11 protein-coding genes are annotated in these 13397 nt (G+C 69.6%); all 11 read right to left on the bottom strand.

What is annotated here, in order from left to right; genetic code table 11:
- Nucleotides 1-530 precede the first annotated feature (530 nt).
- Entirely contained in the window at nt 531-2729 is a 2199-nt protein-coding gene (gene purL / locus GHC57_RS08550; protein WP_170294769.1) for a phosphoribosylformylglycinamidine synthase subunit PurL, read from the bottom strand.
- The gene (gene purQ, locus GHC57_RS08545) at nt 2726-3418 is read right to left on the bottom strand and encodes a phosphoribosylformylglycinamidine synthase subunit PurQ (RefSeq protein ID WP_170294768.1); all 693 of its coding nucleotides are present in this window, start codon (nt 3416-3418) and stop codon (nt 2726-2728) included. Before purQ ends, purL begins: the two co-directional genes overlap by 4 nt.
- 97 nt (nt 3419-3515) lie before the next feature.
- Nucleotides 3516-5846, bottom strand: a complete 2331-nt coding sequence (locus tag GHC57_RS08540; RefSeq protein ID WP_170294767.1) for a vWA domain-containing protein — start codon at nt 5844-5846, stop codon at nt 3516-3518.
- A gap of 106 nt (nt 5847-5952) precedes the next feature.
- The gene (gene purS, locus GHC57_RS08535; RefSeq protein ID WP_170294766.1) at nt 5953-6204 is read right to left on the bottom strand and encodes a phosphoribosylformylglycinamidine synthase subunit PurS; all 252 of its coding nucleotides are present in this window, start codon (nt 6202-6204) and stop codon (nt 5953-5955) included.
- 64 nt (nt 6205-6268) lie between these two features.
- Nucleotides 6269-7039: a phosphoribosylaminoimidazolesuccinocarboxamide synthase gene (gene purC, locus GHC57_RS08530; RefSeq protein WP_153343163.1), complete on the bottom strand. Its 771-nt coding sequence runs from the start codon at nt 7037-7039 to the stop codon at nt 6269-6271.
- A 170-nt stretch (nt 7040-7209) separates the two neighbouring features.
- Complete coding sequence (locus tag GHC57_RS08525) at nt 7210-7491, bottom strand: hypothetical protein (RefSeq protein WP_153343162.1); 282 nt, start codon at nt 7489-7491, stop codon at nt 7210-7212.
- Between the two features lie 16 nt (nt 7492-7507).
- Nucleotides 7508-7906 carry a helix-turn-helix domain-containing protein gene (locus tag GHC57_RS19525; RefSeq protein WP_211369155.1) on the bottom strand — a complete coding sequence of 133 codons (399 nt, stop codon included), beginning with the start codon at nt 7904-7906 and terminating at the stop codon, nt 7508-7510.
- A 644-nt stretch (nt 7907-8550) separates the two neighbouring features.
- Nucleotides 8551-9576: a glycine betaine/L-proline ABC transporter substrate-binding protein ProX gene (proX, locus tag GHC57_RS08515; protein WP_153343161.1), complete on the bottom strand. Its 1026-nt coding sequence runs from the start codon at nt 9574-9576 to the stop codon at nt 8551-8553.
- Nucleotides 9577-9748: 172 nt separating this feature from the next.
- A complete protein-coding gene (proW, locus tag GHC57_RS08510) occupies nt 9749-10900 on the bottom strand; it encodes a glycine betaine/L-proline ABC transporter permease ProW (protein WP_246152215.1) in 1152 nt (383 codons plus the stop codon).
- Nucleotides 10893-12098: a glycine betaine/L-proline ABC transporter ATP-binding protein ProV gene (proV, locus tag GHC57_RS08505; protein ID WP_153343160.1), complete on the bottom strand. Its 1206-nt coding sequence runs from the start codon at nt 12096-12098 to the stop codon at nt 10893-10895. The genes proW and proV overlap by 8 nt, the downstream gene beginning before the upstream one ends.
- 416 nt (nt 12099-12514) lie before the next feature.
- Nucleotides 12515-13396, bottom strand: a complete 882-nt coding sequence (locus tag GHC57_RS08500; protein WP_153343159.1) for a carbohydrate kinase family protein — start codon at nt 13394-13396, stop codon at nt 12515-12517.
- Nucleotide 13397: the final 1 nt, after the last annotated feature.

Genomic DNA, 13397 nt, shown 5'->3' with positions numbered 1-13397 from the left:
CTCCTGGGCATCGCCACCACCAAAGGCCCAATCTCCTACGATATGTTGATCGCGCCGGAAGCAAAGGGATAAGCCTTAACTGATGAACACCCGGCTCAAGTTCCTCAATAATTGATTTGAATTCTTTGCAGACAAGAAATGAACCAAATCCACCAATTACATCATTCAGTTTTCTCTTGGGCCCTCCAATTCTAATTCTAGTCGGCATGTGCTCCGCCTCAAGGGCGCGTCCTTGACTGTAGCAGGTCTCGGTTAGCGGGACTCCGCCATCGGGTGACATGTCAACAGGCTTAACCTTCTTTCGGTCGCCATCGAGCGCCTCAATGCTGTAACTGTGTGTCTCGTTTGAGTCTTCGTGGAGAATGAACACCATTGCCCGATCCCTTGTGCTTGGCACCTCGGTTCAGGAAGTGGTACCGCATTCGACACATCGGGACTTGTCGGATGCAGTCGGCCCGACTGGGCCAGCGCAGCGGTGCCGCATATGGCGGCTTGCGCCGGTGACGCGAAGCCGCCCTACGGGGCGCTTCCTACGCCCCCATCACCCCCGGCAGCCAGCCCTCGTGCGCCTCGCGCAGGGCGGAGAGCGGCACGGACGCATCGCCAAGCGTGATCGTGGCGGCGGCGCCCGCGCCGCCCGTCGTGCCGATGCGCCGCGCCAGCGGGCCCAGGTCGGCCAGCACCGCCTCGACCTGATCGGCCGGGACGGTCACCACATAGCGGCCCTGGTCCTCGCCGAACAGGGCGGCCGGCGTCTCCGCCAGCCCCTCCAGCGTCGCGCCGAGGTCCCCGGCGAGCGCCATTTCGCTCACCGCCACCAGCAGCCCGCCGTCCGAGACGTCGTGGCACGCACTCACCCGCCCGGCCTCGATCAGGTCGCGCACGGCATCGCCCACGGCGCGTTCGTGCTCCAGGTCCACCGGCGGCGGCGCGCCCACTTCCCGGTTGCACAGTTCGCGCAGGTACAGGCTCTGGCCCAGCCAGCCGCCGCCCTCGCGCGGCACGGTGGTTTCGCCGACGACCAGGATCGCCTCGCCCGGCGCCTTGAAGGCCACGGTCGCCATGCGGTCCAGGGACGCGATCACCCCCACCCCGCCGATGGTGGGCGTGGGCGGGATGGCGCGGCCCTCGGTCTCGTTGTAGAGGCTGACGTTGCCCGACACGACGGGGAAGTCCAGCACCCGGCAGGCCTCGGCCAGACCCTGGCAGGCGCCGACGAACTGGCCCATGATCTCGGGCTTTTCCGGGTTGCCGAAGTTCATGTTGTCGGTGACGGCCAGCGGCCGCGCGCCGACGGCGGTCAGGTTGCGCCACGCCTCGGCCACCGCCTGACGGCCGCCCATGACGGGATCGGCGCGCACGTAGCGCGGCGTGCAGTCGGTGGTCATGGCGAGCCCCCGATCCGTGCCGTGGATGCGCACCACGGCCGCGTCGCCGCCGGGGCGCTGCACGGTGTCGCCCATGACCATGTGGTCGTACTGCTCCCAGATCCAGCGCCGGCTGGCCAGATCCGGCGAGCCCATCAGGGTCGGCAGGGCCTCGGTCCAGGGCACCTCGGGCACCACGGCGGCATCCACCACCGCCTGGGTCGGTGTGGGCGTCCAGGGGCGGTCGTACTCGGGCGCGGCCTCGGCCAGCGGATCAATGGGCAGGTCGGCCACGGTGTCGCCGTGCCACGTCAGCACCATGCGGCCGGTGTCGGTCAGGTGGCCGATGACGGCGAAGTCCAGGTCCCACTTGCGGAAGATGGCCTCGGCCAGGGGCTCCTTGCCCGGCTCCAGCACCATCAGCATGCGTTCCTGGCTTTCCGAGAGCATGAGCTCGTAGGGCGTCATGCCCGCTTCGCGCATGGGCACGCGGTCCAGCGCCAGGGCCACGCCCAGCCCGCCCTTGGAGGCCATCTCGAACGACGACGAGGTCAGCCCGGCCGCCCCCATGTCCTGGATCGCCACGATGGCGTCGGTGGCCATCAGCTCCTGGCAGGCCTCGATCAGCAGCTTTTCGGTGAACGGGTCCCCGACCTGGACGGTGGGGCGCTTTTCCTCGGACTCGGCAGTGAACTCGGCCGAAGCCATGGTGGCCCCGTGGATGCCGTCGCGGCCGGTTTTGGAGCCCACGTAGACCACCGGGTTCCCGACCCCGCTCGCCTTGGAATAGAAGATGCGGTCGGCGGGGGCGATGCCCACGGTCATGGCGTTGACCAGGATGTTGCCGTTGTAGTCGGGGTGGAAGTTCACCTCGCCGCCCACGGTGGGCACGCCCACGCAATTGCCGTAACCGCCGATGCCCGCGACCACGCCGGAGATCAGGTGGCGCGTCTTGGGGTGGTCTGGGGCGCCGAAGCGCAGCGCGTTCAGGTTGGCGACCGGGCGGGCGCCCATGGTGAACACATCGCGCAGGATACCGCCGACGCCGGTTGCCGCGCCCTGATAGGGCTCGATGAAGCTGGGGTGGTTGTGGCTCTCCATCTTGAAGACGGCGGTCAGGCCGTCGCCGATGTCCACCACGCCCGCGTTCTCGCCCGGGCCCTGGATCACCCAGGGCGCGGATGTGGGCAGCGTCTTCAGCCACTTCTTGGAGGACTTGTAGGAGCAGTGCTCCGACCACATGACCGAGAAGATACCCAGCTCGGTCAGGTTGGGTTCGCGGCCGAGGATCTCCAGCACGCGGTCGTATTCGTCCGGGCTCAGGCCGTGTTCGGCGACGATCTCGGGGGTGATCTCGGTCACGACAGCGCCTCCAGCAGCGAGGCGAACAGGGGCTGGCCGTCGGTGCCCCCCAGGCGGGGGTCGGCCAGGCGTTCGGGGTGGGGCATCAGGCCCAGCACGTTCCGCTCCTCTGAGAGAATGCCGGCGATGTTGTCCAGCGAGCCGTTGGGGTTGGCCTCGTCCGTGGTCTTGCCGCCAGCGTCGCAGTAGCGGAAGACGACGCGGTCCTCGTCCTCCAGCATGCACTGGGTCGGCAGGTCGGCGACGTAGTTGCCGTCGTGATGGGCGATGGGGATGCGGATCACCTGACCCGGGCCGTAGTGGCTGGTGAAGATCGTGTCCGTGGTCTCGACCCGCAGATACACGTCCTTGCACAGGAAGCGCAGGTCGCGGTTGCGCATCAGCGCGCCGGGCAGCAGGCCGGTCTCGCACAGCACCTGGAAGCCGTTGCAGATGCCCAGGACGGCGACGCTCCGGTCCGCCGCGCGGCGCACCGCCGGCATGACGGCGGCGCGGGCGGCCATGGCGCCGCAGCGCAGGTAGTCGCCGTAGGAGAACCCGCCCGGGATCACGATCAGATCCAGGTCCTCGGGCAGGGCAGAGTCCCCATGCCAGTGCATCAGGGGGGCGTGGCCGGTGGTGCGCTCCAGGCTGACGGCCACATCGCGGTCGCAGTTGGAGCCGGGGAAGACGATGACGGCGGACTTCACGGGTGGGGCTCTCGCAGGCAAGGGCGGATCGAAGGGGGCGTGATGAATGGCCGCTGTATACCCGCAATTCGCCGCCGTGTCGCCCCCCTCCGGACGGTCACTCCACCGTGATCGGGCGGGTGGCCAGGACCGCCTGGTTGGCGACGTCCACATACCGCAGTTCATAGGCCCCGGGCGTGCCCGGCAGGGTCAGGGCGACCCCGTCGCCCTCGTCCGTGCGCACGCTGGCCGCCCCAAGCCACTGGAACGGCCCCTGATCGGGCGCGGCGACGGCAATGCGATCCTGCGCCCCGCCCGGGCCGGTCCACCGCACCTGGATGGTCGCGCCCGGCGCGGCCGTGTCCGGCGCGGTCAGCGAGGCGGCGACGGAGATCACCGACACCTCGGCGCGGCCCAGGATCGCGCCCGTCTCGCCCAGCCGATAGCGCAGGGTATAGGTCCCGGCGTCGTCGGGCGCCGTGAATCGGGCGCTGTCGCCCCGGTCGGCGCGAGTCTGCTCCAGCGGCGCGGCGTCGGGTGCCGCACCGGCCGGCACCATCTCCACCCGGTCGTTCCGGCGGCCCGGTCCCTGCCAGGACAGATCCAGCGCCGCCCCGGTCACCACCTCGCCCGGGGCCGTGATGGTGGCGGACAGCGGCACGACCTCCAGCGGCGTGCGGCCCAGGACGCGGCGGCCCTCGTTCAGGACGTAGCGGAGTTCATACAGCCCGGGTTCGCTGGGAGCCTCCACCTGCGCCTCCTGATCGCGGCTGCTGGCGCGCTTGTAGGGGCCGATCTCGTCCTCGGGCGCGCCCATGGGCACGATGGTGACATAGTCGCCGGCATCCACGGTCGGGTCCCACGAGACGGGGACGCGAGAGCCCGCCGGCGCGGTCTCGGGGGCCGTCAGGGTCACGGCGGCGCTGGTCAGTTCCAGCGGGGCGCGGCCCATGACGCGCCGGCCCTCGTTCAGCACATAGCGGATCTCATAGAGGCCCGGCTCGGCCGGAGCCTGAACCGCGACCTCCTGGTTGTGGTCGCTGGCGCGCTTGTAGTTCCCGATCTCGTCTTCGGGCGCGCCCATGGGCACGATGGTCACGTAGTCGCCGGCATCCACGGTCGGGTCCCACGAGACGGGCACGCGCGACCCGGCCGGCGCGGTCTCGGGCGCGGTCAGGGTCACGGCGGCGTTGGTCAGTTCCAGCGGCGCGCGGCCCATCACGCGCCGGCCCTCGTTCAGCACATAGCGGATCTCATAGAGGCCCGGCTCGGCCGGAGCCTGAACCGCAACCTGGTGGTTGCGGTCGCTGGCGCGCTTGTAGTTCCCGATCTCGTCTTCGGGCGCGCCCATGGGCACGATGGTCACATAGTCGCCGGCATCCACGGTCGGGTCCCACGAGACGGGCACGCGCGAGCCCGCCGGTGCGGTCGCGGGCGCGGTCAGGGTCACGGCGGCCCGGGTCAGTTCCAGCGGCGCGCGGCCCAGCACCTGGCGGCCGTCCTGCGCCACATAGCGGACCTCGTACAGGCCCGGCTCGGCCGGAGCCTGAACCGCGACCTCCTGGTTGCGGTCGCTGGCGCGCTTGTAGTTGCCCACCTCGTCGTCCGGGGTGCCCATCGGGACGATGGTCACATAGTCGCGTGCATCCACCGTCGGGTCCCACGAGACGGGCACACGGGACCCCGCCGGCGCGGTCGCGGGCGCGGTCAGGGTGACCTGGGGCGCGGCCGGTTCGGGCTCCGGCGCCGGTTCGGGGGCGGGTGTCGGCGCGGGGGCGGCCGTCACCTCGACCAGCGCATCCTTCAGCGAGCCGGCGTCGTCGGCGGTGCGGAAGGTGCCGCCGGTGTTTTCCGCCAGACAGCGCAACTGGGCCTGATCCTCCGACGCGTTGACGTCGAAGCCGATGACATGGGCGATGAAGTCGATGCCGGCGGCCTCCAGCGCATTGGCCACGGCGCAGGGGTCGCGGTCGCAGGTCTCGCGGCCGTCGGAGATCAGCACCACCGTGGCCGCGTTCTCCTCGTAGCGCAGGGCCTCGGCGGCGCGGCGCACGGCATCGGACAGAGGGGTCTTGCCCTTGGGGTTCAGGCCCTCGACGGCGGCGCGGATGGCGTCGCGGTTGCCCGTGCCGGCGGGCACCAGTTCCTCGATGTCGCTGCAGTCGCCCTTGCGGTTGTGGCCATAGGCCCACAGGCCGAGGGTCTGGTCTTCGGGCAGCGTGCCCAGAAGCTCGCCCACCACCTCGCGCGCCACCGTGATCTTGTGGCCGCCCGCGATCTGCTGCCACATGGACCCGGAGGCATCCAGCACCAGCACGGTGCGGGCCGGCTCGGCGGCGCTCTGGGCGCGGGCCGCGCCGGGGGACGCCATGGGGGCAAGGCCCGTGGCGAAGAGCGCGGTGAGGCCGACCGCCAGCGCGGCACGGCCGAGACGACCCGGCACGGTCATGGGGACCCCTCCCTTCTCCGAGGACATGCAATTGCGTCCAGGGCGCAAGCGTGCGGGAGGGGGACGGCGGGTGTCAAGGCGAGGGGGAGGACGGCGCGGGCGCCCGTCAGGCGTCCAGGTCGATCCGGTACGTTTCGATCACGGTGTTCGCCAGCAACTTGCGGCACATGTCGTCCACGCGCGCCCGGACGGCCTCCGGGTCGCCGGCGACGTCATCCGCCAGATCCAGCTCGATCACCTTGCCCTGGCGGGCCTCGTTGACGCCGTCGAAGCCCAGCGCCTGCAGCGCGTGGGCGATGGCCTTGCCCTGGGGGTCGAGCACGCCGGGCTTGAGCGTGACATGAACGCGCGCCTTCACGGGGCGGATCCTCCAATGTGTGCGGGCAATCTCTGCGAGCGATGGGAACGGGTGGGCGGCGGCCCTACTGCAGCACCGACGGACCCTGCATGTCGCGGGGGCCGCCCTCGGGCAGGATGCCGAGTCGCCGGGCCACCTCCTGATAGGCTTCCTCGACCCCGTCCATGTCGCGGCGGAAGCGGTCCTTGTCCAGGCGCTCGTTGGTCTTGACGTCCCACAGGCGGCAGTTGTCGGGGCTGATCTCGTCGGCCAGCACAAGGTGCATCTCGTCGGTCTGGTCGTCGTAGACGCGGCCGAACTCCAGCTTGAAGTCCACCAGCTTCAGGCCGATGCCCAGGAACAGGCCCGACAGGTAGTCGTTGACCCGCAGGGCGAGGCTCATCATCTCGTCCAGGTCCTGGATGGCGGCCCAGCCGAAGGCGGTGATGTGCTCCTCGGTCACCATGGGATCGCCCAGCTCGTCGCTCTTGTAGTAATACTCGACGATGGAGCGGGGCAGCACGGTGCCGTCCTGGATGCCGAAGCGCTTGGCCAGCGAACCGGCGGCGATGTTGCGGACCACCACTTCGATGGGGATGATCTCGACCTCGCGCACCAACTGTTCGCGCATGTTCAGCCGGCGGATGAAGTGGGTCGGCACGCCGATTTCCTGAAGCCGCTGCATCAGGTATTCGCTGATGCGGTTGTTCAGCACCCCCTTGCCGGTGATGGTTCCCTTCTTCTGATTGTTGAAGGCGGTCGCGTCGTCCTTGAAGTACTGGACCAGCGTGCCGGGTTCGGGGCCCTCGAACAGGACCTTTGCCTTGCCTTCATAGAGTTGTCTGCGTCGGGCCATCGGCTTCGTCTTAGGGGGGTTGATCCGCGTGCGGGACCGGGAATGACGGAACGCGCCCGCCACCCGGGGTGGCGCGCGACGGCAGCACCATAGCGCGGGCGGGCTCCGGGTGAAAGGTGCATTGTGCGGCGCGCGGGCGCGGTCTCATACCAGAGGCGGGTGAGTGTGACTCACCCGCCGATCGGCACCGGCGCCGGGACGCCCCACCCGAACATGGAATAGCGTCCGGTCACCAGATGACCGCCCGCCTCCGTGTCCACGACGGCGCTCCAGCCCCCGTGGGCGATGTCGAGATCGGTGACGGCCGCGCCCCGGACATCCGGAGCCGCGACGGTCACGGCGGCGCGGGCGGTCTGCCGGACGGCCCCGCTCAGGGTCGCCATGCCGTGCCCGATCCAGGCGGCCCAGGCGGTCAGGACGAACAGCGCCGCAGCGGCGAGCGGGCTGCGCATGGTCCCCAAGTCCCCCTCAGGAGGTCTCCGATGCGGCGGCCTCGGCGGTGGCGCGGGCCGGGGCGTCGTCCGACGGATCGGGGGCGGCGACACCCTCCGGCGCGGCCGCCGTCCGCGCGGGCTTCCTGCGCTTCTTCTTGCCGGCCACCTCGTCGGGCGCGGGCACCGTGCCGGCGACCGGGTCCGGCGGCACGCCGCGCGGGCCCTCATCGGGGCCGTGGTAGTCCGTCACCCCCTGGGCGAGAGCGAAACAGGCCAGGCGGACGGTCTTGGGGATGTCGATGGAGTCGCCGTCGCGCTCCCCCTTCTCGTAGTACTGCACCATCCGCCGCTTCAGGCCCAGGGCCTCGGCGGCCTCCTTCTGGGACATCCGCATGATGCCCTTGCGCCAGTGCTTGAAGTCCTTGGGTTTCAAGAGGCCGCCCTTCTGCCAGTCGAGCCCGCGCCGGTCCCGCCGTGCCCGGGGCGTCCCGACGGCCGCAGAGACGCGGCGTGACGCGGCGTGACGCGGCGTGACGCGACGTCACACGGTCACGTGACGGTAACACAGGGCGGGGATCGGGGCCATTGTCTCCAGCCGGCGGCGGGGGGCGGGACACGGGGGCCGGTTTTCCTTCGAAGGGAGGGGCCCGACTGCGCCTTTCGATAGCCGTGTGTCAACAATGGATGACACCCGGATGCGCCCCTGTCCAAAGGGCCTGACTTTGCTAGACTGGGTTCGTCAGTGAGATACGGCCTCGTGGCGTCGACCGGAACCGGGTCAAATGCTTCGGTCGCGCATCCAAGAGCGTATCGCGGTGGCCCCGATGGTGGTTGGACCGGGACGGGGGCCTTGCCACAAGGTCCCCGGCTCCTGCCCCTCAGGGGGCAGGGTCCTCTGCATCCCTTACCTGGACAGACTGCGCGGGCGTTCCGATGTGTCGGAACGCCCGTTTTTTTGGTGCGCCCCGTGCCGTCCAGAGGGGGGCTGTCCAAAGAAAAGGGCGGGACCCGGTCTCCCGGATCCCGCCCCGATCCCGTGGTCATGCGGAATGACCGTGGGTCTGGCCCCGCTCGGGCTTACTCAGCCGCGGCGCGGGCTTCTTCCAGCCAGCCGTTCCAGGTCTCCTGGTGACCGGCGATCCAGGCATCGGCGTGACGCTTGATGTCTTCCTCGCTGTCCTCGCCATCGCGCATCTTCAGGTTCTGCGCGCTGATGTCGTTGGCCGAGACCTGCATGATCGAGAACAGCTTGGCGGCCGCCGGGTTGGCTTCGGCCCAGTCGCGGTTCGCGACGATATACTGGCTGTTGGCCTGGAAGCCGTAGTTGGCGCCGTTCGGCAGCGAGGTGTCCACGTCCTCGCGGGCCCCCGGCAGCGACGAGAACGGCACCTGCAGCCAGACCACGTCCTCGCCCGGCACCAGCACGCCGGAGACCCAGTACGGGGTCCAGGTGTAGTAGAATACCGACTCGCCCTGCTCATAGCGGGTGATGGTGTCGGCGATCAGGGCCGAGTAGGAGCCCTGGTTGTGGGTCACCGTTTCGCGAAGCTCATAGGCATCCATGTGATGCTCGATGACCTTCTCGCAGCCCCAGCCCGGCGTGCAGCCGGTCAGGTTGGCCTTGCCGTCGCCGTTGGTGTCGAACAGCTTGGCGATCTCCGGGTCCGTGAACTGGCCCACGTTGGTGATGCCGTGTTCGTCGGCGGTCTTCTTGTCGATCAGGTAGCCCTGCAGGGCGCCCGGGGAATACGTGCCCTCGCGGTACAGCTTCTCCTCGCCGCCGGCTTCGGCGAAGAAGTCGGTGTGCAGCGGGAACCAGCCGTCGGCGAGGAAGGTGCCGTCGCCGTTGCCGAGCGCCACGTAGGCGGTGGCGTATTCCAGTTCCTTGATGTCCTCGACCTCGTAGCCGAGCTCCTCCAGGGCCTTCATGACCAGGACGGTCTGGAAGGTTTCCTCGGCGATGGAGGACTTCAGCGGCGTCACCGTGACGCCGTCGCCCGGCATGTGGTTGTCGGCCAGGGCGGTGCCAGCCATCAGGGCGGTGGACAGGCCGGCGGCGACGGCCAGGCCGCGCACACTCAGGCGGGACGAAAGATGAGTCATGGGAACGGTCTCCTGTTCTATAGCAATGGTTTGTCTTGCGGGGAGGGGGCGGCCGCCGTGTGGTCGGCGGGGCCAGCGCCCCGGTGCGCCTCCGGCCGATGTCGGTCCCCGGCCGGGGGCGCGGATGGGGGGAGCGGGGGCGCGGGTCCCGTGTCCCCGCGGCCCCTCTGACTTAAGCCGCCGTGTTCTTGCGCCGGGCCAGGGTGCGCCGGGCGAGACCGACCGGGCCGGTCTCGTGCCAGGCCATGTTGTCGCGGTCGCGCTTGGAGACGCCCAGCGCCTGGGTCATGCGGTCCAGGATGATGGCCAGCAGCACGATGCCCAGGCCGCCGACCGTGGCCAGCCCCATGTCGAGGCGGCCGATGCCGCGCAGCACCATCTGACCCAGGCCTTCCACCGCGATCATGGAGGCGATCACGACCATGGACAGCGCCAGCATCAGGGTCTGGTTGACGCCCGCCATGATGGTCGGCATGGCGAGCGGAAGCTGCACCTTGAACAGCAACTGCCGCTTGGAGGCGCCGAAGCTCTTGGCGGCCTCGATCAAGTCGCCCGGGACCTGCCGGATGCCCAGATTGGTCAGGCGGATCACCGGCGGCAGGGCGAAGATGATGGTGACCACCACGCCCGGCACATTGCCGATGCCGAACAGCATGACGATGGGCACCAGATAGACGAAGGCCGGCGTGGTCTGCATGGCGTCCAGGATCGGTCGCACCACCTGGACGGCCCGGTCGCTGCGGGCCAGCCAGATGCCCATGGGCAGACCGATGATGATACAGAACACCACCGAGGTGATGACCAGGGCCAGCGTCACCATGGTCTGATCCCAGGCGCCGATCAGGCCCACGAACAGCAGCGAGAGCAGCGTGCCCAGGCCCAGGCGCCAGCCGGCCGCCTGCCACGCCAGCAGCGCGATCAGCACCAGCATGATCGGGGCGGGCACCGAGGTCAGCATGGCCTCGATGGAACTCAGGACGTAGTCCACCGGCAGACGGATCGACTGGAACACCCAGCGGTATTCGCTGACCACGAAGTCCAGGAACGTCTCCACCCAGCCTTCCAGCGGGATCACGGCATCCTGGAACGGATGGAGAATGTTGAAGGCGGCATCGGGTTCGGCCGGGGCGGCCTGGCTCAGCCAGTCCGTACCCGTGCTGTCCCCTCCGCCCGGGGCGGGCGCGGCGCCGCCGCCGCCCCACGGGTCGCTGGCCGCGCCGCCGCCGCCCTGATCGGGGGTGGCGGAGCCCGCGCCCCCGCTGGCCCACGGGTCGGCGCTGCCGCTGTCCTGGGCCACGACTGTTTCCGTCATCTGCTTAGCCATTCTCGGCGCCCTCCCGGTTCAATGCTTCCAGCAAGAGGGCGCGCGAGACGACACCCTTGTAGACCCCGGCCTCGTCCAGAACGGGCAGGCCGCAGGGGGCCTGCGCCACCAGACCGATGATCTCGCCGATGCTGGTGTCGGCCCGGATCGGTTCGACGCCGGGCAGAAACGCGTTGTGCAGGTCCGGATGGGGCGTATGGGACTCCGCCTCCAGCGAGGCCACCGACACCACGCCGTGATAGCGCTGGCGCCTGTCCACCACATAGGCGAAGTCGCGCCCGGCCCGGCCGATGCGCTGCAGGGCGGCGCGCACGGTGCCATCGCGCTCGACCATGATGACATCCTGCTTCACGGCCACGTCGCCGGCGGTCAGCACGTTGCTGACGTTCACGCCCCGGAAGAACGACTTCACGTAGTCGTCGGCCGGGTTGTTCAGGATCTCGTCCGGCGTGCCCACCTGCACGACGCGGCCGCCTTCCATGATGGCGATGCGGTCGCCGATGCGCATGGCCTCGTCCAGGTCGTGCGAGATGAACACGATGGTGCGCTTCTGCTCTTCCTGCAGGGCCACCAGTTCGTCCTGCATCTCGCTGCGGATCAAGGGGTCGAGGGCGCTGAACGCCTCGTCCATCAGCATGATCGACGGATCGTTGGCCAGCGCGCGGGCCAGACCCACGCGCTGCTGCATGCCGCCGGACAGCTCGTTGGGGTAGCTCTGCGCGTTGGCGGCGAGCCCGACCTGTTCCAGGGCGGTCATGGCGCGCTGTTCGCGCTCGGCCGTGACGACCCCCGACAGTTCCAGACCGAAGGCCGTGTTCTGCAGCACCGTCAGGTGCGGCATCAGCGCGAAGGACTGGAACACCATGCTGATGTACTTGCGGCGGAACTCGGTCAGTTCACGCGTCTTCATCTTCGCGATGTCGCTGCCGTCCACGATGATCTCGCCCGCCGTCGGGTCGATCAGCCGGTTCAGCATGCGCACCAGCGTGGACTTGCCCGAGCCGGACAGGCCCATGACGACGAAGATTTCGCCCTCGCGCACGGTGAAGCTGGCATCCACCACGCCCAGCGTCATGCCGGTGCGATCGAAGATCGCGGCCTTGTCCAGGCCTTGTCGGTACAGGTCCATGGCCTGATCCGGATGGTCGCCGAACACCTTGAACAGGTTCCGGACGACCAGCTTGTCTGTCTTGCTCAAAGGCTCTGCCCCTTATCTTGTGGCGTTCTTGGCACGGTGGCCCTCCGTCTGAACGCCCCCCCCCGAACGTCCGCGAGCCCATCCGGTCGCCTCGACCACGCGCGGGGCCCGAGGGGACGACACCAGGACGACCCGATCAATATTCCTGAAACGTTCTGATTGACTGTGAAAACCCTAGACGGGCCGGGGGCGAGAGTCAACCGGGGTTCCGGGCCGAGGGGCCTGAACTGGGGCAGAAAAACGCAGGCAATAGCACGGCGAAAGAACTTTTTTACTACTGAATGCCACTTTTGCTATTCGATCCGGCGCCATTCATTACAAGGCATGTCTCAATATAATGTTCATGGGTGCCGTTTATTTTCTGGTTACATAGTCGGTCGCTCGGACTTTCGGTTGCCGCAAGTTCGCCGAAATGCTCACGGGTCGCCCGCAGGTAAAACGCCCGGCCCGCATAGATCGCCCGGGGGAATGGACCCGTCGGTGGCGACGGCGCGCGCCGCCCAATGCGCGGCCAGGTCCAGGATGGGGGCGATCCGGTCGCCGCCGGCCTCGGTCAGACCGTGCAACAGGCCGGCGGCGAAGACGTCCCCGGCCCCCGTGGTGTCCACCACGCGGGCCACCGGCGCGGCCGGTCCGGTGACCTCGGCCCCGTCGGGACCGAAAGCGGTCGCGCCCGCCGCGCCCCGCGTGACCACCACCCAGCGCAGGGCCGCGCCGGCCCGGGCGCGCGCGGACGCCCACGGGGCGGCCGGATCGAGCGCCGAGGGCTCGCTCTCCGAGGTCACCCAGACGGTGGCCGGCCAGGACGCCATCGACGCCGGCGGGGCATGGGCCACCACCGGCACGCCCCGCGCCGTCAGTCCCGCCATCAGCGGCACCAGCGCCGACGAGGCCGCCTTGACCAGCAGGCCGGCCACGCGGCCGTCATCGGCGGGCGGCGGGTCCAGGTCGGCGGTCGAGACGGTGCGCCGCGCGATCAGCGTGCGCTCGCCGTCGGGGTCGATCAGGATCAGGGGGCGGCTGGTGGCGCGGCCCGGCAGCCGCCGCAGGCCGGAGACGTCCAGGCCCTCCGCCCCGCAGGCCGCCACCATCGCCGCGCCGGTGGCATCGTCGCCGACGCAGGCGTGCAGCGTGACCGCGTGCCCGGCGCGCGCCAGCGCCACCGCGCCGTTGGCGCCGCCGCCGCCCAGGCGCTCGCCGCCCGGCCGTCCGGCGATGTGCGCGCCGGGCCAGGGCGGCGCATCCAGATGCACCACCTCGTCCGCGTTGACGTTGCCGATGACCCACAGACGCGCCATG

It is taken from the genome of Roseospira navarrensis (assembly GCF_009601025.1).
In the GTDB taxonomy this organism is placed as follows: Bacteria; Pseudomonadota; Alphaproteobacteria; order Rhodospirillales; family Rhodospirillaceae; genus Rhodospira; species Rhodospira navarrensis.
Note: the sequence above shows the minus strand (reverse complement) of the source record. Positions and strands in the feature narration are given on the sequence as shown.